Genomic DNA, 19,554 nt, shown 5'->3' with positions numbered 1-19,554 from the left:
GACGGCCGACGGCGCGATGGTCAGCTTCCGGCCTTGTAGTCGGCGTCCATGTCCTTGAGGAGCTTGTCGGGCGTGGACTGGCCGCTGAAGATCTCCTGCAGCCCGCTGAGCATGGTCTGCTGGACCTTGGCGTTGGGCCACAGCTGGTCCATGAACGGCACTGTGCGGTTTGCCTTGATGAAGGTGGAGAGTTCGGTCAGGGACGGGTCGACCGCAAAGCCCGTGTCCGGGAGTGAGGGCAGACCGCCCTGCTTCTTGACGAACAGGTTCATGCCCTCGGGCGACATCACGAAGTTCACGAACTTCAGCGCCAGGCCCTCGTTCTTCGTCTTGGCGTTCACTCCGTAGCCGGCGCCCGCGGCAGCCGGGATGAGGGTCGCCGACGTGTCGTCAGTGGCCGGCAGCGCCTTGAAGGTGAACGTGCCCTTCGGGTTCTTCCCCTTGAGGAGGGCGATCACCCAGTTGCCCTGGACGATGCCGAGCGTCTTGCCGGTGGCGGCGAGGCCTTGGCTGGCTTCGTAGTTGGTGCCCAGCGGGTTCTTCTGGAAGCACCCCGTCTTTTCCATCGTCAGGTACTTGTCCAGGGCGGTGGTCCACGGCGACTTGGCGAAGGTGGCCTGACCGGCCTGCATCTTCTTGTCGAAGTCGCGGTCGGCGCCATAGACGTTCGTGGCGACCAGCGCGTACAGCACGAGTTGGGTCACCCAGTTGTCCTGGTTGCCCAGCGCGAAGGCGGGAGTTCCCTTGGCCTTCGCGGCCCGGCAGAACGCCAGGAGCTTGGTCCAGGTGTCGGGTGGGGTGAGTCCGGCCTTTGCCATGGCCTGCTGGTTGTAGACCGCGCCGATGCCGTTCTGCCCGAAGATGGCGTTGTAGGTCTTCCCCTTGTACTGGGCGACGGTTTTGATCGCGTCGGGCAGCTTGGCGGCCCAGGGCTGGTCCGAGAGGTCACGCAGGTAACCGGGTTTGGCCAGGACGTAGGTGGCGGCGGGGTTGCCGTTGCCCGGCCAGACGGACATCACGTCGGGTGCGGTGCCCGAGGAGAGTTGGGTGCGGATCTGCTGCTGGTACTGGTCGGCGCCGCTGGTGGTGTAGCGGACCTTGACGCCCGGGTTGGCCTTCTCGAACGCCTTGACGACGTCCTCGACGGAGCCCTGGTCGACCGAGGCGAGCGTCAGGGTCTTGGAACCGCCACCGCCGCCGGAGTCGCCCGCGTTGGTGCCGCCGCTGCAGGCGGCCAGGACGGCAGTCGCTGTCACCGCGGCCAGCAGGACCGCCGGTTTGCGTGTCTTCATGATGTCTCCCTCGGGGAAGAGGCCTCGGCCGTGCGTGACGGGTGGGTGTCGCAGGTCATCCCCGCAGCCCTCCCGCGAAGCCGTTGATGATGCTGCGCTGCAGCAGGAAGTAGACGATCAGGACGGGCAGGATGCTGATCACCAGCGCGGCGAAGATGAGATTCCAGTCGGTGACGTACTGACCGACGAAGCCGGCGATCGCGACCGGCATGGTCTGCTGGGCGCTGCCGCTGAGGTACAGCAGCGGGGTGAAGAAGTCGTTCCACACGGCGACCGTGTTGAGCACCAGAGCCGTCACGGTGATCGGCTTGAGCATCGGCAGCACCACGTACCGGAAGCCCTGCAGAGGTGTGCAGCCGTCGATCAGGGCGGCATCGTCGAAATCGCGGGGCAGGGCGCGCAGGAAGCCGACGTAGAGGAAGACGGTGAACGGCACCTGCAGGCCGGAGTAGAAGAGGACCAGTGCCCACGGGGTGCCGAGCAGGCCGAGGTCACGCATGGTCTGGTAGAGCGGCAGTGAGGCGAGTTGGAAGGGCAGCACGAGGCCGAGGAGGACCAGCAGATACGTTCCGCGTGACCAGCGTGCCGTGACGCGGGCCAGCGGATACGCGGCGAGGGCGGAGACGGCCAGCACGATGGCGACACTGCAGACCGTCACCAGCACGCTGTTGGCCAATGCGCCGCCGAGCGCGCCCTGTTGCCAGGCCTGAGTGAAGTTGTGCAGGGTCGGCGAGGCGGTCGGCGAGATGGGCGAGGAGGTGTCCGACGCCGGTCGTACCGCGAGGTTGACCAGGACATACACGGGGAAGCCCACGAAGAGGGCGGCGGCGATCATCGCCAGTTCGAGGGCGAGGGTGCGGGGGCGGTAGCGGTTCATGACGCGGCCCTCTCGTTGCGGGAAAGGACCAGGTACTGCCCGGTGGACACCACCGCGACGATCACCGTGAGAACCACGGCGAGGGCGATGCTGTAGCCGAACTCGCCCAGGGTGAAGGCGTCTTTGTAGATCAGCGTCGAAAGGGTGTCGGTCGCGTGTCCGGGCCCGCCGCCCGTCAACGCGTAGACCTGGTCGAAGAGTTTGATGCCGCCGATGATCGACAGCATCAGGTTGACGGTGAGCGCCGGGGCCAGCAGCGGCCGGGTCACGGACCAGAAGCGCCGTACAGGACCGGCCCCGTCGATCGCCGCGGCCTCGTGGACCTCCTTCGGCACCGACTGCAGCCCGGCCAGGAAGATGACCATGGAGTAGCCGGCGAACTGCCACACGATCACGCCGACCACGGCCCACAGCGCGAGGCTCGGACTGCCCAGCCAGTCCTGCCGCCAGCGGCCCAGTCCCACCGCACCCAGCAGGCTGTTGACGGCCCCGTCCGGGCCGAGCAGGTTGCGCCACAGGTAGGCGGTCACGATCGGAGTGATCACCGCCGGGGCGAACAGGAACACCCGCAGCACGTTGCGGGACTTGATGGCCGCGTTGACCCCGAGAGCCAGCGCCAGGCCCAGTGCGTTCTGGATGACCGTGATCGACACGGCGATCAGCAGGGTGTGCCAGATGGCCTGCTTGGCGTCGGCGTCGCTGAACATGTCGGCGAAGTTGCCCAGCCCGACGAAGGAGAAGTGGGGGTCGAGGCCGTCCCAGTCGGTGAAGGCGTAGTACACACCGCGCACGCTCGGCACCAGGACGACGAAGGCGAACAGCAGCAGTGCCGGCAGCGCGAACCACCAGGGCGGGGTGTTGCGGGGACGGCGCGCCTTGGCCACCGGCTCCGGGCGGGGAATGCGGTCGTGGTCCGGAAGTTGCTCGTGCGGGGCGAGGGTCACAGGCGGACCTCTTCCTTGAAACGTTTCAAAGAGTGGCGCGATCAAGGCTTCGGTCGACTCGACGCCTTACGGCGGTCAGCCGACTTCTGCGTCTTGGGGATGTGGTCCGGCACCGGTGCGGGCGCCCCGGCCTCTGTCCGTGGGCAACGTTACCCACAGGGTGCTGCCAGACCTTAGAGAGCGTCCTGCGTGACGTCAAGATGCCGTGCACGCTGCATGGCTGTTACGTCGACGAGGCAGGCTCGACCTGCAACGAGTGGTCCGGGATCGCGTCGGCGTGACCTTACTGAGCTGTGGCTTCGTCCGTACACTCGGCGGCAACGTTCCCCAAATTCGCCGGAGGGCACCGGGATGGAGCAGCCAGCACCGCCGCGCCGCGTCACGATCGTCGACGTCGCGCGGCACGCCCAGGTGTCCACAACCGCCGTCTCCAAGGTGCTGCGCAACGCCTACGGAGCCAGCCCCGAGATGCGCGCGAAGGTGCGCCGGGCGATCGACGAGCTGGGCTACCGGCCGTTCGCGGCCGCCCGGGGCCTGCGCGGGCAGACGTACACCCTCGGCGTGATGCTGCCCGACATCCGCAACCCCTTCTTCCCCGAGATCCTCGACGGGATCACCGGTTGGCTCGCGAACACCGACTACCAGGTATTCCTGGGGCCTGGCGGCTGCAACGACGAGAAGGCGGAGGCGCGTGTCACGGAGGCCATGATCGACCGCGGGATGGACGGCCTCATCCTGATCGCCCCCGTGTCACCGCGCGCTCATCTCGAAAACGTCGCTTCCGCCGTGCCCGCCGTGGTCGTCGGCCGCCACGGGCATTCCCCGGTGTACGACACCGTGACGGACGACGACATGGCGGGCGCGTCCCTGGTCGTCGGTCACCTTGCCGACCTCGGGCACCGCCGGATCGCCCATATCGAGCATCACGAAACCGACCCGACGCGCATCGCGGAGATGCCCAACGCCCAGCGCGCGGACGGCTATCGGCGGGCCATGCGGTCCCTCGGCCTCGCGGAGGAGATCGACGTCGCCTCCACCAGCTACACCCAGCAGGGCGGGTACGGGGGTGCCAAGGAACTTCTGGCGCGTCCTCGTCGGCCCACGGCGGTCTTCGCCGGTGCGGACATCGTTGCCATGGGGGTGCTGGAGGCCTTCACCGAAGCCGGGCTGTCCGTTCCCGGTGACATCTCGGTGGCCGGCTACGACAACACGACCTTCGCCTCCTTCGGTCCGATCTCGCTCACGAGCGTCGACCAGGCGGGCCACGAGATCGGTAGAAACGCCGCGCGCCTCCTCCTCGAGCGGATCGCCGACCGGCAGAAGCCATCGGTACAGGTCAAGCTCTCTCCGAGTCTGGTGCCGCGGCGGACCACCGCTCCTCCTCCGCCGGAGTAGACGGACGCACCAGGGCCTGGAAGCTGCGTTCAACCGATCGGTTGAACGCAGCTTCCACCTTTTCGAGGCCTCATCGCTCCGTGCGGACGACGCGAAGTCGAGGTGGCCCGCACCAGAATGACCATGGCCCGTGGCGCGCGCCGGGCCTTCTGTGCCACCCCCCTGAGAGAGGTCTCTTCGCATGTCCAGTTTCCCCAGCAGACGACGTGTCCTCGCCGTCGGTGCCGGCGCCGCCCTCGGCGCCGGTGCCTTCGGCGCCTCGGCGGTCCCGGCCTCGGCCTCTCCCGCCGCGTCGGGGCGCTCGAGCGGACGCGAGGAGACGAGGTCGCTCGACGAGCTCTATCAGGCCGCCCTCGCGGAAGGCGGGAAGCTCGTCGTCTACGCCGGCGGTGACACGCCGACGCAGCAGGACGGCACCAAGGCCGCCTTCAAGGACCGCTTCCCGGACATAGACCTGACGCTGATCGTCGACTACAGCAAGTACCACGACGTGCGGGTGGACAACCAGTTCGCCACCGACACCCTCGTTCCGGACGTCGTGCAGTTCCAGACCCTCCAGGACTTCGACCGCTGGAAGCAGCAGGACCGCCTGCTGCACTACAAGCCCGCCGGGTTCTCAAAGGTCTACGACAAGTTCAAGGACCCGCAGGGCGCTTGGGTGGCCACGGGGGCAATCGCCTTCAGCCTCGTGTACAGCACGACGGCGGTCGGCTCGGGCGTGCAGCTCACCCCGCGCGACCTGGTCGACCCGAAGTGGAAGGGCAAGATCGCCTCGTCGTACCCGCACGACGACGACGCGGTCCTCTACCTCTACACGCTGTACGCCCAGCAGTACGGCTGGGACTGGGTGGCCGAACTCGCCGCCCAGGACGTGCAGTTCGCGCGGGGCAGCAACTCCCCCGGCGACGCCGTCTTCGGCGGGCAAAAGCCGATCGGCATCGGCACCGCGGGCTCGGCGGTCCCGTCCACGTCGTCCCCCGTGAAGTTCGTCATCGACCCACGGCACCCCTTCATGGCCTGGGGCCAGCGCACCGCGATCCTCAAGCAGGCCAAGAACTCCACCGCCGCCAAGCTCTTCCTCAACTGGCAGCTGTCCACCGAGCACCAGCAGCAGTCCTTCAACGGCTGGTCCGTGCGCACCGACATCACTCCCCCGGCCGGCCTGAAGCAGATGTGGGAGTACCCCAACGCCCACGTGGACGGTTTCCCCCGCTTCATGGCCGACCGCGCCGAGGTGGAGCGCTGGAAGCAGACCTTCGCCCTGTACTTCGGCGAGGTCAAGGGCGACCCCACGCCCGGCTGGCTCGGACTGCACCCCGGCGCCTGAGCGCTCCGCTGGTTATGCGGGTCGTTTACCCGCGGGCCCGGTGGGGGCTGCTCGCGCCCGCGCGGCGGAGCCGCACATCGATGCAGCCCCGCGCCCCTCACGGGTCGCTGTACTGCACCGGGCTTCACCCGCTCAGCCATCGGCCCGGCTGCCGTTCCGCACTCTCCCGCCGGCGGACCGGCAGCCCCGCTCTTCACATGAGTCATACAGACGGCGGATAGACTCGCACCCCCTGTCCCAATGGATCACTCATCCAGGGGGTTTGTCGTGTCCGACCCCGGCCCCGTCCACGCTTCCGCGTCGGCCGGCCGCAGACGGTTCGGCCCGAGGCAGCTGCCGCACCTGCTGTTCTTCCTCGTCGTCGGTGCCGCGCTGGTCCGCCTTGCCCGTCTGAACACCCCGCTGTGCTGGGACATCGTGACCGTCAGCGGGCTGCTCGCCGTGACGTACGCGGCCGGGCTGGCGCTTTGGAGCAGGTGGGGCAGGCTCGCCCGGCACACCTGGGTCACGGCCCTCCTCCTGCTGTGGGCGATCCTCGTCCTCCTCACTCCACCGCCCCTGACCGGCGCCTACGTCTGGTGCGCCGTACCGCTGGCGTGCGTGGTGCTGGACGCGCTCGGACGCCGTGCCGCCGCGGTGGCGTTGACCGCCATCACCGCCCTCCTCGTCGGTCAACTGACCCGGTCCGCGGGCGGGTTCGACCCGGAAATGGTGCTGATCCCCGTGACGGCCGTCTGGGGCACGGTGGCGCTGTACCGGAGCCAGCAGCGGAACGTCGCGGAGCGCCAGCGTCTGCTCGAGGAACTGCGCGGCACCCGTGACGTCCTGGCGGACGAGCGGCATCGCAGCGGCACGCTCGAGGAACGCGCGCGCATCGCCCGGGACCTGCACGACACGCTGGCACAGGAGCTGTCGGGCAGCCTGATGCTGCTGCAGGCGGCGGAGCAGGACTGGGAGGAACGGCCCGACGTGGCCCGGACCCGGGTACGCGCGGTCGCCGACGGCCTGGACGCGGGACTCACCGAGACCCGGCGGATCATCCAGGACCTCGCCCCGCCCGCGGTCGCCGAGGCCGGGCTGGAGGGTTCCCTGCGGCTGCTGTGCGGGCGAGCTCAGCAGATCGGCGGCGCTGGGCTGGTGCAGTTCCGCTCGGTCGGAGTCCCGGCCCTCGGTCTGGACGAACGGACCGCCACGGCCCTGTTCCGCGTGGCGCAGAGCACGCTGGCGAACGTCCGTGAGCATGCGCAGGCCACCGCCGTGTCGGTGACGCTGCGGCATCTCACGGACCGGGTCGTGCTGGACGTGTGCGACGACGGCGTCGGCTTCGATCCCGCCCGCGTCCGCGCGTCGGCCCGGTCGGGCCGGGGGTTCGGGCTGCCATCGGCCCGGGCGCGGCTGCGCAAGGACGGCGGTGACCTGGAGGTCGACAGCGCCCCGGGGCGGGGCACGCGGATTCGGGCCACCGTCCCCGCCCATGCGTTGCGGCCCGGCCCGGAAGTGCCCCTCTCCGCGGCGGCGACCCGATGACGGCCTCGACGCGGCGCGTGCTGATCGCCGACGACCATCCGGTCGTACGGGCCGGGCTGCGGGCCCTGTTGGAGGGTGCGCCGGACCTGGACGTGATCGCGGAGGCCGGCAGTGGCGAGGAGGCCGTCCGCCTGGCGCTCGAGCTGTCACCCGATGTCGTGCTGATGGACCTGCGCTTCGCCGGCACGAAATCCGGCATCGACGGGATCGAGGCGATCCGCCGGCTGACCGCCCAAGCCCCGGGCATGCCCGTGGTGATGCTGACCAGTTATTCAGGACGGGCCGACGTCGTACGCGCGCTGGAGGCGGGCGCACGCGGCTACGTCCTCAAGGCGGGGCCGCCTGAGGACCTTTTCCGGGCCGTGCGCAGCGCCGCCGAGGGCGGCCTGGGCCTCGCGGCGGAGGTGGTCGGCGACCTCGTCGGGCAGGTGGTCAGTCCTGCGCCGGAGTTGACGCAACGGGAGAGAGAGGTCGTCCGGTTGATGGCCGACGGGCACAGCAACCGCTCCATCGCGCAAGCCCTGTATCTGAGTGAGGCGACCGTCAAGACGCACCTGGTGCGCATCTACCGGAAGCTCGGCGTCGACAACAGGGCGGCTGCCGTCTCCGAGGCGGTCCGCCGGGGGCTGTTGGAACTCACCTAGAGAATCACCATTCGGCCCCACGGCACCGGATTGCCGCCGCTGGTCCACCGCAGGGCATGATCAGTGCGTTGCTGCCAGGGACGACGAGGGAGGCGGAGAGGCCGTGAATGAGCGAGCAGAGATCTCGACGGCGAAGGAGGCAGCGGATCACGAACTGATCCTGGCCTTCGGCCGGTTGCAGGGCGCGGCCAACCGCCTGGAGTACATCCTCGGCCGGGCGCTCGAGCAGGAGTGCGGGATCAGCCACCTCATGTTCGAGGTGCTGCTGATCCTCGGGCGGGCGGGCGAGCCCGGACTGCCGATGCGGGCCATCGCCCAGGAGCAGGTGCTGACGACCGGTGGAGCGACACGACTGGTGGACCGGATGGAGGCCGCCGGGCTGGTCGAGCGAACGGAAACACCCGGCGACCGGCGCGGACGGCTGGTACGGCTCACCTCGCACGGAGCGGCGACAGCGGTGCGTGCGTCCCAGGTCCACGTCGAGAACATCAAGCGCTACTTCCTCGCCCCCCTTGCCCCCGAGGACCGCCAGGGATTCATGGAGAACCTGCGCATCCTCAGCCACTCGGCGCGGGACCTGCTGCCCCGTCTGCCCTGAGCTGCGTCGCGACGATCACCGTGGTGCAAGGTCGACAACACAGGTGTGGCCCAAGTCACAAAGGAACAGAAATATCTGACACGTCAGATACTGTTCTGTCAGACGAGTCGCTCGCGCTGGGCGGGCGCCACACACCTGTCGAGGTCGTCGATGAAGCTCGTCTACGTTTTCGATGCCTACTGCGGCTGGTCGCACGGGTTCTCCGGGACACTGCGCGAGATGGTCCGGCGGCACCCCGAGCTGACGTTGGAGGTGGTCTCCGGCGGCCTGTTCACCGGCCCGCGACGGGTGCCGATCCGTGAGTTCGGCTACGTCCAGGGGGCGAACGCCGAGATCGCCGGGCTGACCGGCGCCGAGTTCGGCGAGGGGTATCAGCGGCTGATCGCGGACGGCTCGTTCGTCATGGACTCGGAGGCCGCCGCGCGCGGCGTGGCCGCTCTGCGCCAGGCAGCCCCCGATCGGGCGGCGGAACTTGCCGTCGACCTCCAGCGCGCCTTCTACCTCGACGGGCACAGCCTGGCGGCCCCCGCCACCTACCGGAAGCTCGCCGAGACGGCCGGACTGGACGCCGAAGCCGTCGTCGCCGCCTTCGAATCACCCGAAGCCCAGGCCGGGGCCAACGCCGACTTCGCCCGCTCCTCCGGGCTGGGCGTCAACAGCTTCCCCACCCTTCTTGCCATCGACGGTGAACGCGTCACCGTCCTGGCCCGCGGCCACGCCACCGCCGACGAGGTGGACCGGCGCCTCGCCGCCGCCCACACCGCCTGACCCCTCTCCTCCTCACCCCTCCCCTTCACGGACCAAGGACCCCCATGAGCTCCCTCTCCTTCAAGATCATCGACCTCGACTTCCCCGTCGGCAGCAAGAACAAGACCGCCACCCTCGTCACCAGCGAGAACGAGGCACTGCTCGTCGACGCCGGCTTCACCCGCGCCGACGGCCACCGCCTGGCCGCCGAGATCCTCGACTCCGGCAAGGAACTGACCACCGTCTTCATCAGCCACGCCGACCCCGACTTCTACTTCGGCGCCGAAGTCCTCGCCGACGCCTTCCCCAACGCCGAGTTCGTCGCCACCCCGATCGTCATCGAGCACATCAAGCACTCCTACGAGGGCAAGCTCAAGGCGTGGCAGGCCCTCGGCCCGAACCTGCCCACCCGGCTGGTCGGCCTCACCCCGCTGACCGGCGACCTGACCCTGGAGAGCCACCGCTTCGAGCTCAAGGGCGGCTCCGCCGGACTGCCCGACCGCCACTACCTGTGGCAGCGCGAGGAGCGCGCGATCCTCGGCGGGGTGCTGCTCTTCCAGCAGGAGCACGTCTGGGTCGCGGACACTCCCACCCCCGGCGACCGGTCCTCCTGGGTCGACCTGCTCGACGAAATGGCCGCTCTCGAGCCGCAGTTGGTCGTCCCCGGCCACCGTCTGCCCGGCACTCCCGCCGACGCCTCCGCCATCACCGCCACCCGCGACTACCTCCTCGCCTTCGAGGAGGAGCTCGGGAAGGCCGCCGACGGCGCCGCCCTCACCGAGGCCCTCGTCAAGCGCTACCCGGACAACGGCATGCTCATCGCCGCCCAGATCGGCGCCAAGGTCGCCAAGGGCGAGATGAAGTGGGGCTGACCCAAATGACGTACCAGAACACCGAGTTCGCCGTCTCCGCCGCACCCGCCGACGTCGTACGGCGCCAGTACCTGGCCTCCGCCGCCGGGGACCTGGAGGCCCTGCGCGCCACCCTCGCCCCCGACGTGGAGTGGACGGAGATGGCCGGCTTCCCCCTGGCCGGCACCTACCGCACCCCCGACGGAGTCACCGCCAACGTGATGGAGAAGCTCGGCCAGGGCTGGGACGCCTGGACCGCCCACGACGACACCTACGTCGTCGACGGGGAGAACGTTGTCGTCCTGGCCCGCTACACCGCCGTCAACAAGGCCACCGGCAAGCCGCTCGACGTCCGCGTCGCCCACCACTTCACGGTGCGCGGCGGGAAGATCGTCCGCTTCGAACAGTTCGTCGACACCGCCCTCGTCCGCGCTGCCATGACCGACTGACCAGGCAAGGCGGCGAAGCTGCGTGCACCGGCACGCCTTCGCCGCCGCCGGGGGTAGCACCTGCCGGCCACGGGCGCAGTCCGCATGCGCACCACCGCCGACCCGCACGCGCGTCAGCGTGACATCGCGTCACCAAGAAGCCAAGTGCCTTGAGGGGCCCTGTCGTTACCCCGAACGCCGGTCCCTGGAACGGCACACCCTGGTAAAAGACAGGTCAATTCGCAAGGCTGACGATGCAATTCCGCATCGTTCGTGCCCGTGGGCCCACACGTACCCGCAGCCACGAGTTCGTCGCCCGAATCCGTCGCCGAAACGAGAGAGTGGGCATGTCTACCGAACTCCCGGAATCAACCGTCGCTCCCGCCGACTTACCCCCGACAGCACCGACCCGTCGCACCTTCATGGCGACCACCACCGCCGTCGGCGGTGCCGTCGTGGCCGGCGGTCTCGTCGCGGGAACCTCGCCCTTCGGGGCCCAGGAGGCGGCTGCCGCCGAGGCGCCACCCACCAGTCGCGTCTCGTTGACGGTCAACGGCAAGCGGCACACAGTCACGGTCGACAACAGGACGTCACTACTGGACCTGCTGCGGCCCTTCACGCCGTCCCTTGGTCTCCCGCGTCGTGGGCGGCGCCGACGCCTCATGGCGGCAGCGACGGCGGGCGTCAGGTCCTGCTGGGACCGTTCCCCGCCCCTGCCTGGGCTGAGTCTGCGGTAGCCGGACTGCCACTGATCCCCCAGTCAAGTCCAGAATGCCCCCTGGCTCCGCGCCCCCGGACCAGCACCGCCTCAAGATCTGGACCATGGCCGGACCAGCTTCCCGCCGTCTCTCTCGATCCCGGCCGTTTCCGCTGGTCGAGCTATGCCCGATCCCTGTCCCACCAGCAGACTAAGAACCTGCTGGTGAGATACTCGCCGAAGAAGCTGGGCTTATTCCAGGCGCGCGAAACAAGGCGCCTGAAATGGGCTTTTACCAGTCAGGCGCCTTCCGCTCACCCTGGTTGGATGTGCACGACGCGGCCATCCGCTGCGGAACACGGTGCTCTGCGCACTCGGTGCGGCCGGGTGCGCGGCGCTCTACGCCGTCATCACCGGCCGTTCGACGTCCGAGGTGACCCTGTCCGGCCAGGCCACCCTGTCGCAACTCGCCGCCGATCCCCACGCATGGTCGGTCGGCGCTCTGGTGGCGGTCCTGCTGTTCAAGGGCGTCGCGTACATGCTCTGCCTGGGCAGCCTTCGCGGCGGTCCGACCTTCCCCTCGCTGTTCCTGGGCGGCGCGGTCGGTGTCCTGCTCTCACCGCTGCCCGGGCTCGGCGTCGTACCGGGTATGGCGGCGGGGATGGCGGCCGCGTCCGTCGCCACGCTCCGGCTGCCCGTCAGCTGTGTGGTGCTGGTCGTGCTCGTCGTGGGCAACTCGGAGACCGTCCCCGTGATCGTGCTAACCGCTGTCGTGGCGTTCGTGACCACGGAGTTGCTGCCGCAGGGGCCGGGAATCCCGCCGTTCAGCGCGCGAACCGGTCGAGCGCCTCGTCCAGCGTCGTAGCCGCCATGATGAGGGAGAGATGGGTGAAGGCCTGGGGGAAGTTGCCGAGTTGCTCACCGCTCGGGCCGATCTCCTCGGCGAACAGGCCGACATGGTTCGCGTACGTCTGCATCTTCTCGAAGGTGTAGCGGGCCTGCGGGAGCCGGTCCGCACGGGCGAGGGCGTCGACGTACAGGAACGTGCACAGGCTGAAGGTTCCCTCGGAGCCGCGCAGTCCGTCGGGGGAGGCCTGGGGGTCGTAGCGGTAGACGAGGCTGTCGGAGACCAGGACGTGCTCCATGGCGTCGAGGGTGTGGAGCCAGCCGGGGCTGCGGGGAGGTACGAATCCGACCCGCGGGGCGAGCAGCAGGGAGGCGTCCAGGACGTCGCCGCCGTAGTGCTGGACCAGGGCCTGCTCCTTCTCGTTCCAGCCGCGTTCCATGACCTGTTCGAAGATCTCGTCGCGGGCCCGTGTCCAGCGCACGGTGTCGGCCGGCCTGCGGAACTCCGCTGCCATCTTCAGAGCGTGGTCGAAGGCGGCCCAGCACATCACCCGGCTGTAGGTGAAGTCCTTGCGTCCGCCCCGGGTCTCCCAGATGCCCTCGTCGGGGCGGTCCCAGGAGTCGGCGAGCCAGTCGAGGGTGCGGGTCAGGCCCTTCCACCCGTGGTAGCCCGCCTGTTCGCCGACCTCGCGGCCCTCGGCCAGGGCGTAGAGGGCCTCGCCGTAGATGTCGAGCTGGAGTTGGTCGGAGGCGGCGTTGCCGGCCCGGACCGGGTAGGAGCCGCGGTAGCCCTCGAAGTGGTCCAGGATCTCCTCGGTCAGATGCGGGTCGCCGTCGACCCGGTACATGATCTGGAGGGGTTCGTCGTCCGGTCCTTCGCGTGCGCCCAGGCGGTCGGCGAGCCAGTGGGTGAAGCGGGTCGCCTCCTCCACGAAGCCGAGGTCGAGCAGCGCCCGCACCGAGAGGGAGCCGTCCCGTACCCAGGTGTACCGGTAGTCCCAGTTGCGCTCGCCGCCGACCTGCTCGGGCAGTCCCATGGTGGCGGCGGCGACCGGCGCGCCGCTGGGGGCGTAGGTGAGGAGCTTGAGGGTGATCGCCGAGCGGTGCACCATCTCCGTCCAGCGGCCGTGGTAGTTCGAGGTGCGCACCCACCGCTGCCAGAAGTCGATGTTCTTCCAGACCTCGTCGGTGATCCCTTCGGTGGTGGGTGGCGGCGGCGCCTCCCCGTCCTGCGCGCACACCGTGAACACCACGGCCGCCGCTTCGCCGTCGTTGAGGGTGATGCCGCCCCGGACGTCCTGTCCGTCCCGTTCGAGTGGGATGCTGCCCTGGAGGTAGGCGGTCGTGCCCGGGGCCCGGAACGTCGCCGTGTCGGCCGTCAGGTCGAGTTCGTGGCCGGCCCGCGCGTAGTCGAACCGCGGCCGGCATTCGAGGTCGAAGTGCACGGTACCGCGCACCGCGCGGACGACGCGCACCAGTTGGTGCCGGTCGGTCGCCGTCGGGCCCGGTAGCACCGGCATGTGATCGACGATCTCGCCGACTCCGTCGGGTGACATGAAGCGGGTCACCACGACGGCCGTGTCCGGGTAGTAGAGCTGCTTCCAGGTGCCCTCGGGATGCTCGGGCGCGAGACGGAAAAAGCCGCCTCCGTCGTGGTCGAGGAGGGCGGCGAAGACGCTGGGCGAGTCGAAGCGCGGTGCCGCGAACCAGTCGATCACGCCCTGGGACGACACGAGCGCCGCGGTCTGCAGATCACCGACCAGCCCGTGGTCGGCGATGGGCGGGTAGCGATCCATGAGGGTCTCCTTGCTGATCCCCCTTGCCGGTCCCCTTGTCAGGCTGCTTCAGCCGGCACCCGCCCCGTACGGACGGCGTCGACGAGTGCCTGGTGGTCCTTCTCGTTCTGGTCGGCGTAGCGCTCGGCGAAGGTCACCAGCGCGCGGTCGAAGGAGTCGCCCCCGCCCAGATACGAGGCGATGGCGATCCGGTCGCCCGACCGCGCGTGCGCGCGAGCCAGCGTGGCACCGCACAGCTCGCCGAAGGTCTGCATTCCGGCCGGCACCATCGCCTCGGGTTCTGCGATGCCCTTCCAGTCCCGCAACTGCCGTACGTAGAAGTCGCGTCGGCGACCGTCGATCCCGTCGACCCGCTCCCAGCCGAGGAAGATGTCACTGGTGGCTTGCATAAGCCGCTGACCGGCGACCACGCGCTCGCCCTGCGTTCCGTAGGCGCTCGCGCCGGCGAAGGGGGCCAACACCGACTGGTCGGCCTCCTTGGCCTGCAGGAGCAGCGGATCCTTGTCGTCCCGGCCGAGCAGGAGCACGATCCAGCAACGGGTGCCCACGCTGCCGACCCCGACCACCTTGCGGGCCATGTCGGCCACCCGGTACTGCTCCAGCAGGGACCTCCGGTCCGACGGCAGGGTGCGGCCGTACCGTTCGATCAGCCGGTGGATCTCCTTCTCCATCGCGTCCCGTTCTACGCCCTGGAGCAGGTCCTGGAGGGGCGTGATCAGCGGCGGAACCGCGGCGATGCGGGCCTGCCCGTCGACGATGTGGGTGAGCTTGCCGTAGGCATGGAGACTGTCCCGGCTGCGTGCCTTGGTCACCGCCTTCGTCCAGCGGTCGCGGGTCCGTGCGCTCAGCTCCGGGCCGAAGTGCTCCCGCACCCACACCTCGTCGAACTGGGCGTACCACACGTCGAGGTTGCCCATCTTGGCGAAGCGCCGCATCCACTCGCGGTAGGACCGCACCGTGGCCTGAACGATGCCGGCCCGCTCCTTGTCGCTGAAGTCGTTCGCCCGGCCCGCGATGACGAAACTCGCCGACAGGCGCTTGACGTCCCATTCCCATGGGCCGGGCAGGGTCTCGTCGAAGTCGTTGATGTCGAACATCATGCGGCGCTCGGGCGAGGCCAGCAGCCGGAAGTTCAGCAGGTGCGCGTCCCCGCACAACTGCGCCCTGATCCCGGACCGGGGGGTGTCGTCGAGATCTCCGGCCATGATGGCGGCGGCCCCGCGGTAGAAGCGGAACGGCGACTCGCTCATCCGGCCGTAGCGGATGGGGACGAGCTCGGTAACCCGCGTCGCCGACTGCCCCTCGATGATGTCCACCGGGTCGGGCCGCTTCACCGTGGGAGCGAACTCGACGTGGCTGGAGCGGGGTACGGATGCCCGGGCGCTCTTGCCCCGTGCGGCACGCTCCTGAGGTGTGCGGTGGCGGATGTCGCTGTTGTCCGGGTGGTTGGAGGTCATTGCAGTCGCTCCGCGATGTGGTCGCCGACGCGCAGGGCGTTGGCGATGGCGGTCAACGAGGGGTTGACCGCTCCGATGCTCGGGAAGAAGCTCGTGTCGACGACGTAGAGGTTGTCGAGGTCGTGGGCCTTGCAGTTGACGTCGAGCGCGGAGCTTTCGGGGTCGTGGCCGAAGCGGACCGTGCCCGCCTGATGTGCGGTGGCGCCGATGGGCATGCCCTTGTGCAGGTAGATGCTGTGCGACAGCAGATGGTGTTCGTGCATGCCCAAGTGGCCGAGCATGCTTTGCAGTTTGTGCCGCAGGCGCTTCAGCCCGGCGATGTTGTTCTTCTCGTCGAGGGCCAGGTGGATGCCGCCGTCCCGGTCCAGGGTGACGCGGTTGTCGGCGACGGGCAGATCCTCTCCGCACAGCCAGAAGTCGACCGCGTGATGGGCGAGTACTTCGAAGGGCATGTCGGGGGCGACGGCCCCGGCCCACCGGGGCGCTTCGCCGTGGATCTGCTCGGAGTCGGACTTGCCCAGCATCTGGATGCCGCCGAGGGGGTATTCCCAGTCGTCGGAACCCAGATACCAGTCGTGCAGCGCCAACGTCTTCTGGAACTTGGTGTCGTTGGGTTCCTTGGACACGGCCATCAGGGCCATGTTGTTGTGGCGCATGTAGTGCCTGCCCACCACGTCCGAGTTGTTGCCGAGGCCCTGCGGATGCCGGTCGTTGGCCGAACGCAGCAGCAGGACGGCCGAGTTGACCGCACCACAGGCGACGACCACGATGTCGGCGCTGAACTCCACGGTGGCGGCGTCCCCGTCTCCCACTGTCGCGACGACCGAGGTGACACTGCGGCCGGTGGCATCCGTGTCGAGGCGCCGCACATCCGCATGAGTGACCATCTCGACGTTGGTGTGTTCGAGGGCGGGATCGACGCAGATGACCTGCGCGTCGGACTTGGCGCCGAGCAGACACGGGAAGCCGTCGACCCGGTCACAGCGGATGCAGGCGCTGGTGTGGGTGGCCCGGCCCCGGTCGTCCTGGGTGAGGTTCACCCCGATCGGGAGGTGGAAGGGATGCAGCCCCTGCTTCTCCAGATCGTGGCTGAGCTGCTGGATGCGCGGCTCGTGCTGGACCGGCGGGTGGGCGTACTGGGCGCTGGTGGGGCCCTCGGTCGGGTCCTCTCCGTGTCTGCCGTGGACGAGGTAGAGGTGTTCGGCCTGCGAGTAGTACGGCTCGAGTTCCTCGTAGCTCAGCGGCCAGGCCGGGGAGATGCCGTCGTGGTGCCTGAGTTCGCCGAAGTCCTCGGGGCGCATACGGAAGAGTGCGGCGCCGTAGAACTTGGTGTTGCCGCCCACGTAGTAATTCACCTCGGGCGGGAACTGGTTTCCATCTTTGTCGTACCAGAACTCCGGAGCGCGGTATTTCCCTTTGACGAAGACGGCGGTGGATTCCCAGTTGTCGCGTTCGCGGGGCAGGTAGTCTCCGCGTTCGAGAAGGAGGATCCGTTTTCCGGTGGGGGCCAGCCGGTGGGCGATGGTGCCACCGCCCGCACCGGTGCCGATGATGATGACGTCGTAGTGTCGTTCGTCGGTCATGCCGGCCACCGTCCTCGGAGCATGCTCCGGCCCCGCTGGGTCAAGGGAAGGCCTGGTCCAACTACCAACGTATCCCTGGGTTACATTTCGGGCGAGTTGGGCCAATCGGGTGATCCAAAACGTCGGGCCACGGCGGGCTCTCGAGCGATGACCGCGCCAACGGTGATGCACAAAGCCACTACGACACAGAGTCCGATCAGCCACGACAACACGGTGAAGACCGCACCCAGCGACCCGTACCGGTCCAGGCTGCGGTTGAGCGCGGCGGGCACGTACACCTTCGCGATCACCGTCAGTGCGGTCATGGCCACTCCGGTGAGGAGCGCCCCGGGCAGCAGGGGCATCCAGGGGACGCGCGCGGCCAGCAGCAGGTGCTGGGTCCACCACCACACGCCCACCTCGACAATCAGCAGCAGCGGCAGGCCCAGCCACAGCCCCACGCCGAAGCCGTCACGCAGCGGTCCCTGCAGAGCCAAGACAACCATCCAGACCGCGATCCACACAGGCCATCTCCAGGCGGCGACCCGGGCACCCGCACTGGGCAACCGCCAGGCCCGTTGGCACAGCCGCTGCATCGCGCGGCTGCAGGCGGTGGCGGAGAGCAGCACCATCAGCGCGCTCACCACCCCGGTGCTCTGCTGCAGATTGGCGGGATCGGCCTGGTAGACCTTCTTCAGCTGCTGGTCGGCGGAGCCGCTGATGCCAAGGACGTCATGCACCGAAGTGATGATCTGGTTGCGCACCCCTTGCGGGGCGAAAGCGGCGACCAGGAAGAGCAGCGGTACGGCGGTCAAGAACGCCTGGGCCGCCAGCCGCGTCGCGGAGTCCAGCAGATTCACCGCGATCAGGTGGGAGGTGAGGCGGGTGATCACCGGGAACCGCTCTTCGGCGGTGTCGCGCAGCCGCAGCAGCCGGGCCCGCAGGTCAGCCGTCCGCCGGCGCAGGCGGCTTCGCGCGCCGTCCGTGGGCGAGCCGGGTTCTCTGCCTGCGCGCATGCTGCTCCCGAGGTCGGGTCCGGGCGCCACACCCCGAGGGGTGACCGCCTCACCAGAGTGCCGCCCCGGGCGGCCGACCGGGCCTGTGGCGCAGGCGCCGTTGTGCCGTACGGGTGAGGAGGCCGCCGCCTGCGTTCCGAGTGACACCACGGTTTTGTGGGCACGGCGCGGGGCGGTGACGATGAGGTCATGCGTGTTTCCCGCGCCTTGGCGAGGCTCGCGAGGCCGAGCCAGGGCAGCGATGGTCCTTGACCTGGTCCTCATCGGCCTGGCGATCAACGTCGACCCGTGGCCGGCCGCCCATCAGGACCAGGCGGTCGTGGGTCTGTCACTGCTGCTGGGCCTGTACCTGGTGGGCAAGAGCATCTACCAGCTGACCACCTGAAACGCGGGCCACCCAACGATCACTCGTCGGCCGTCGACCGTCACAGGATCGCGAGGGGATTGACCGGCGAGCCAGTGGCCGCGGGCAGCCGGAGAGGGGCGATCACGCACAGGAACGACCAGCGGGCTTCCCGCGCGCAGATCTGCGCGAGGTCCTCGAACCGCAGGTAGTCGAGCAGATGCAGTCCCATCGCGTGGATGGCGAGCACATGCACCGGGAACGCGACCCCCTCCACCGGACTGGGCGCCGTGTCACTGTTGCCGTCACTGCCGAGTACGGCCACCTCCCGCTCGGCCAGGAACTCCATCGCGGTCGGATGGAGTCCGGCACGAGCCTCGGCCACATCCCAGGGGCCCAGTTCCTCACGACGTCGGCGGTGTCCGACCCGTACGAGGAGAATGTCGCCCCGGCCGACCCGGACCCCCTGGCGGGCTTCGGCTGCGGCGAGGTCCTCGGCTTTCACGTTCGATCCGGGTTCGAGCCAGGAGACGCCGTGCAGCCGGGGAACGTCGAGGAGGACCCCGCGTCCGACGATCCCGTCGCGAGCCAGGTCGACGGTCAGTGCGCTCGCTCCGTCCGGCGACAGGGCGCCCGCCGCCGGCACACCGCCGTGCAGGGTGCCGTCGTAGATGACGTGGCACAGCGCGTCGAGGTGGCTGTTCACGTCACCGTGGATGTTCATGGCGAAGCGGTCCCGCGCGAACTCCAGGCCCCTCTCCCCCGGTTCGGCGTCGGCCGGAGCCGTGAGCCGGTGCTCGGCCGGATCGGCGTCGTCAGGTTCGGGACGGGTGTTCACCGGGGCCGCGAGCGACACCGTACGTCCCGAACGCACTTCGCGGACGGCCGCCAGCACCTGGTCCCCGGTGATCGTGTCCATGGCACCGCGGCGAGTGGCGCCGCCGGGGGCCGTGCCGCGCAGGTGGCGGTAGAGCGACCGGAAATCGGGCTCGCTCAGCTTGTCGGGCGTTCGCATACCCCCAGCCTCCGGCAGGCGTCGGATTCCGGCACACCGAGTTGCCGGGCCCGGGGACCGCCGGGTTAATGGATGGGCGCCCCGGTCGGGGCCGCAAGCCGCCGCACCGAGCCGATTCGCGGAGGTCCGGATGGACATGATCCATGTCCGAGCGGTGTGTCCGCGGGACCTCACAGAACGCACCATGGCCCT

The 19,554-nt window shown here is 69.2% G+C and carries 17 protein-coding genes and 2 pseudogenes; 11 read left to right on the top strand and 8 right to left on the bottom strand.

Features of this window, described 5'->3' with window-relative positions; genetic code table 11:
• Positions 1–20: 20 nt before the first annotated feature.
• From OG303_RS48360 to OG303_RS48350, 3 genes are read right to left on the bottom strand one after another with little or no spacing between them, the layout of a single operon-like run.
• On the bottom strand, positions 21–1,292 hold the full coding sequence (locus OG303_RS48360; protein ID WP_405876414.1) for an ABC transporter substrate-binding protein: 1,272 nt from the start codon (positions 1,290–1,292) through the stop codon (positions 21–23).
• A gap of 55 nt (positions 1,293–1,347) precedes the next feature.
• On the bottom strand, positions 1,348–2,169 hold the full coding sequence (locus tag OG303_RS48355) for a carbohydrate ABC transporter permease (protein WP_405876413.1): 822 nt from the start codon (positions 2,167–2,169) through the stop codon (positions 1,348–1,350).
• The gene (locus OG303_RS48350; protein WP_405876412.1) at positions 2,166–3,113 is read right to left on the bottom strand and encodes a carbohydrate ABC transporter permease; all 948 of its coding nucleotides are present in this window, start codon (positions 3,111–3,113) and stop codon (positions 2,166–2,168) included. The genes OG303_RS48355 and OG303_RS48350 overlap by 4 nt, the downstream gene beginning before the upstream one ends.
• Before the next feature lie 351 nt (positions 3,114–3,464).
• On the opposite strand from OG303_RS48350, the gene OG303_RS48345 reads away from it, so the two are divergent.
• The 10 genes and pseudogenes from OG303_RS48345 to OG303_RS48300 all read left to right on the top strand — a co-directional run.
• Complete coding sequence (locus OG303_RS48345) at positions 3,465–4,508, top strand: LacI family DNA-binding transcriptional regulator (RefSeq protein ID WP_405876411.1); 1,044 nt, start codon at positions 3,465–3,467, stop codon at positions 4,506–4,508.
• 181 nt (positions 4,509–4,689) lie between these two features.
• The gene (locus OG303_RS48340; protein WP_405876410.1) at positions 4,690–5,835 is read left to right on the top strand and encodes an ABC transporter substrate-binding protein; all 1,146 of its coding nucleotides are present in this window, start codon (positions 4,690–4,692) and stop codon (positions 5,833–5,835) included.
• A 267-nt stretch (positions 5,836–6,102) separates the two neighbouring features.
• The gene (locus OG303_RS48335) at positions 6,103–7,362 is read left to right on the top strand and encodes a sensor histidine kinase (RefSeq protein ID WP_405876409.1); all 1,260 of its coding nucleotides are present in this window, start codon (positions 6,103–6,105) and stop codon (positions 7,360–7,362) included.
• Positions 7,359–8,006, top strand: a complete 648-nt coding sequence (locus OG303_RS48330) for a response regulator (RefSeq protein WP_405876408.1) — start codon at positions 7,359–7,361, stop codon at positions 8,004–8,006. Before OG303_RS48335 ends, OG303_RS48330 begins: the two co-directional genes overlap by 4 nt.
• Before the next feature lie 103 nt (positions 8,007–8,109).
• Positions 8,110–8,604, top strand: coding sequence for a MarR family winged helix-turn-helix transcriptional regulator (locus tag OG303_RS48325; protein WP_405876407.1), 495 nt, complete (start codon positions 8,110–8,112; stop codon positions 8,602–8,604).
• A gap of 150 nt (positions 8,605–8,754) precedes the next feature.
• Entirely contained in the window at positions 8,755–9,372 is a 618-nt protein-coding gene (locus tag OG303_RS48320; RefSeq protein ID WP_405876406.1) for a DsbA family protein, read from the top strand.
• A 44-nt stretch (positions 9,373–9,416) separates the two neighbouring features.
• A complete protein-coding gene (locus tag OG303_RS48315; protein WP_405876405.1) occupies positions 9,417–10,223 on the top strand; it encodes an MBL fold metallo-hydrolase in 807 nt (268 codons plus the stop codon).
• Positions 10,224–10,228: 5 nt separating this feature from the next.
• Entirely contained in the window at positions 10,229–10,651 is a 423-nt protein-coding gene (locus tag OG303_RS48310) for a nuclear transport factor 2 family protein (RefSeq protein ID WP_405876404.1), read from the top strand.
• A gap of 326 nt (positions 10,652–10,977) precedes the next feature.
• A pseudogene (locus OG303_RS48305) lies at positions 10,978–11,241 on the top strand (carbon monoxide dehydrogenase); the annotation flags it as partial.
• Between the two features lie 432 nt (positions 11,242–11,673).
• Positions 11,674–12,192, top strand: a pseudogene (locus OG303_RS48300) (chloride channel protein); the annotation flags it as partial.
• Here the strand turns inward: OG303_RS48300 and OG303_RS48295 are convergent.
• The 4 genes from OG303_RS48295 to OG303_RS48280 all read right to left on the bottom strand — a co-directional run bounded on the left by OG303_RS48295 (position 12,152) and on the right by OG303_RS48280 (position 18,004).
• Positions 12,152–13,969, bottom strand: coding sequence for a glycoside hydrolase family 15 protein (locus OG303_RS48295; protein ID WP_405876403.1), 1,818 nt, complete (start codon positions 13,967–13,969; stop codon positions 12,152–12,154). The pseudogene OG303_RS48300 and the gene OG303_RS48295 sit on opposite strands and share 41 nt — an antisense overlap.
• 38 nt (positions 13,970–14,007) lie before the next feature.
• Positions 14,008–15,426, bottom strand: coding sequence for a DUF2252 domain-containing protein (locus tag OG303_RS48290; protein WP_405876402.1), 1,419 nt, complete (start codon positions 15,424–15,426; stop codon positions 14,008–14,010).
• Positions 15,423–17,009, bottom strand: a complete 1,587-nt coding sequence (locus OG303_RS48285; RefSeq protein WP_405876401.1) for a GMC oxidoreductase — start codon at positions 17,007–17,009, stop codon at positions 15,423–15,425. Before OG303_RS48285 ends, OG303_RS48290 begins: the two co-directional genes overlap by 4 nt.
• Before the next feature lie 80 nt (positions 17,010–17,089).
• Positions 17,090–18,004, bottom strand: a complete 915-nt coding sequence (locus OG303_RS48280; RefSeq protein ID WP_405876400.1) for a YhjD/YihY/BrkB family envelope integrity protein — start codon at positions 18,002–18,004, stop codon at positions 17,090–17,092.
• 241 nt (positions 18,005–18,245) lie between these two features.
• On the opposite strand from OG303_RS48280, the gene OG303_RS48275 reads away from it, so the two are divergent.
• Positions 18,246–18,389, top strand: coding sequence for a hypothetical protein (locus OG303_RS48275; protein WP_405876399.1), 144 nt, complete (start codon positions 18,246–18,248; stop codon positions 18,387–18,389).
• A 40-nt stretch (positions 18,390–18,429) separates the two neighbouring features.
• Here OG303_RS48275 and OG303_RS48270 read toward each other — a convergent pair whose 3' ends face one another.
• Positions 18,430–19,362, bottom strand: a complete 933-nt coding sequence (locus OG303_RS48270) for a cyclase family protein (protein WP_405876398.1) — start codon at positions 19,360–19,362, stop codon at positions 18,430–18,432.
• Positions 19,363–19,554 lie beyond the last annotated feature (192 nt).

Source organism: Streptomyces sp. NBC_00005, assembly GCF_045160215.1.
Taxonomy (GTDB): Bacteria; Actinomycetota; Actinomycetes; order Streptomycetales; family Streptomycetaceae; genus Streptomyces.
This window is presented reverse-complemented; position numbering and strand designations above follow the sequence as displayed.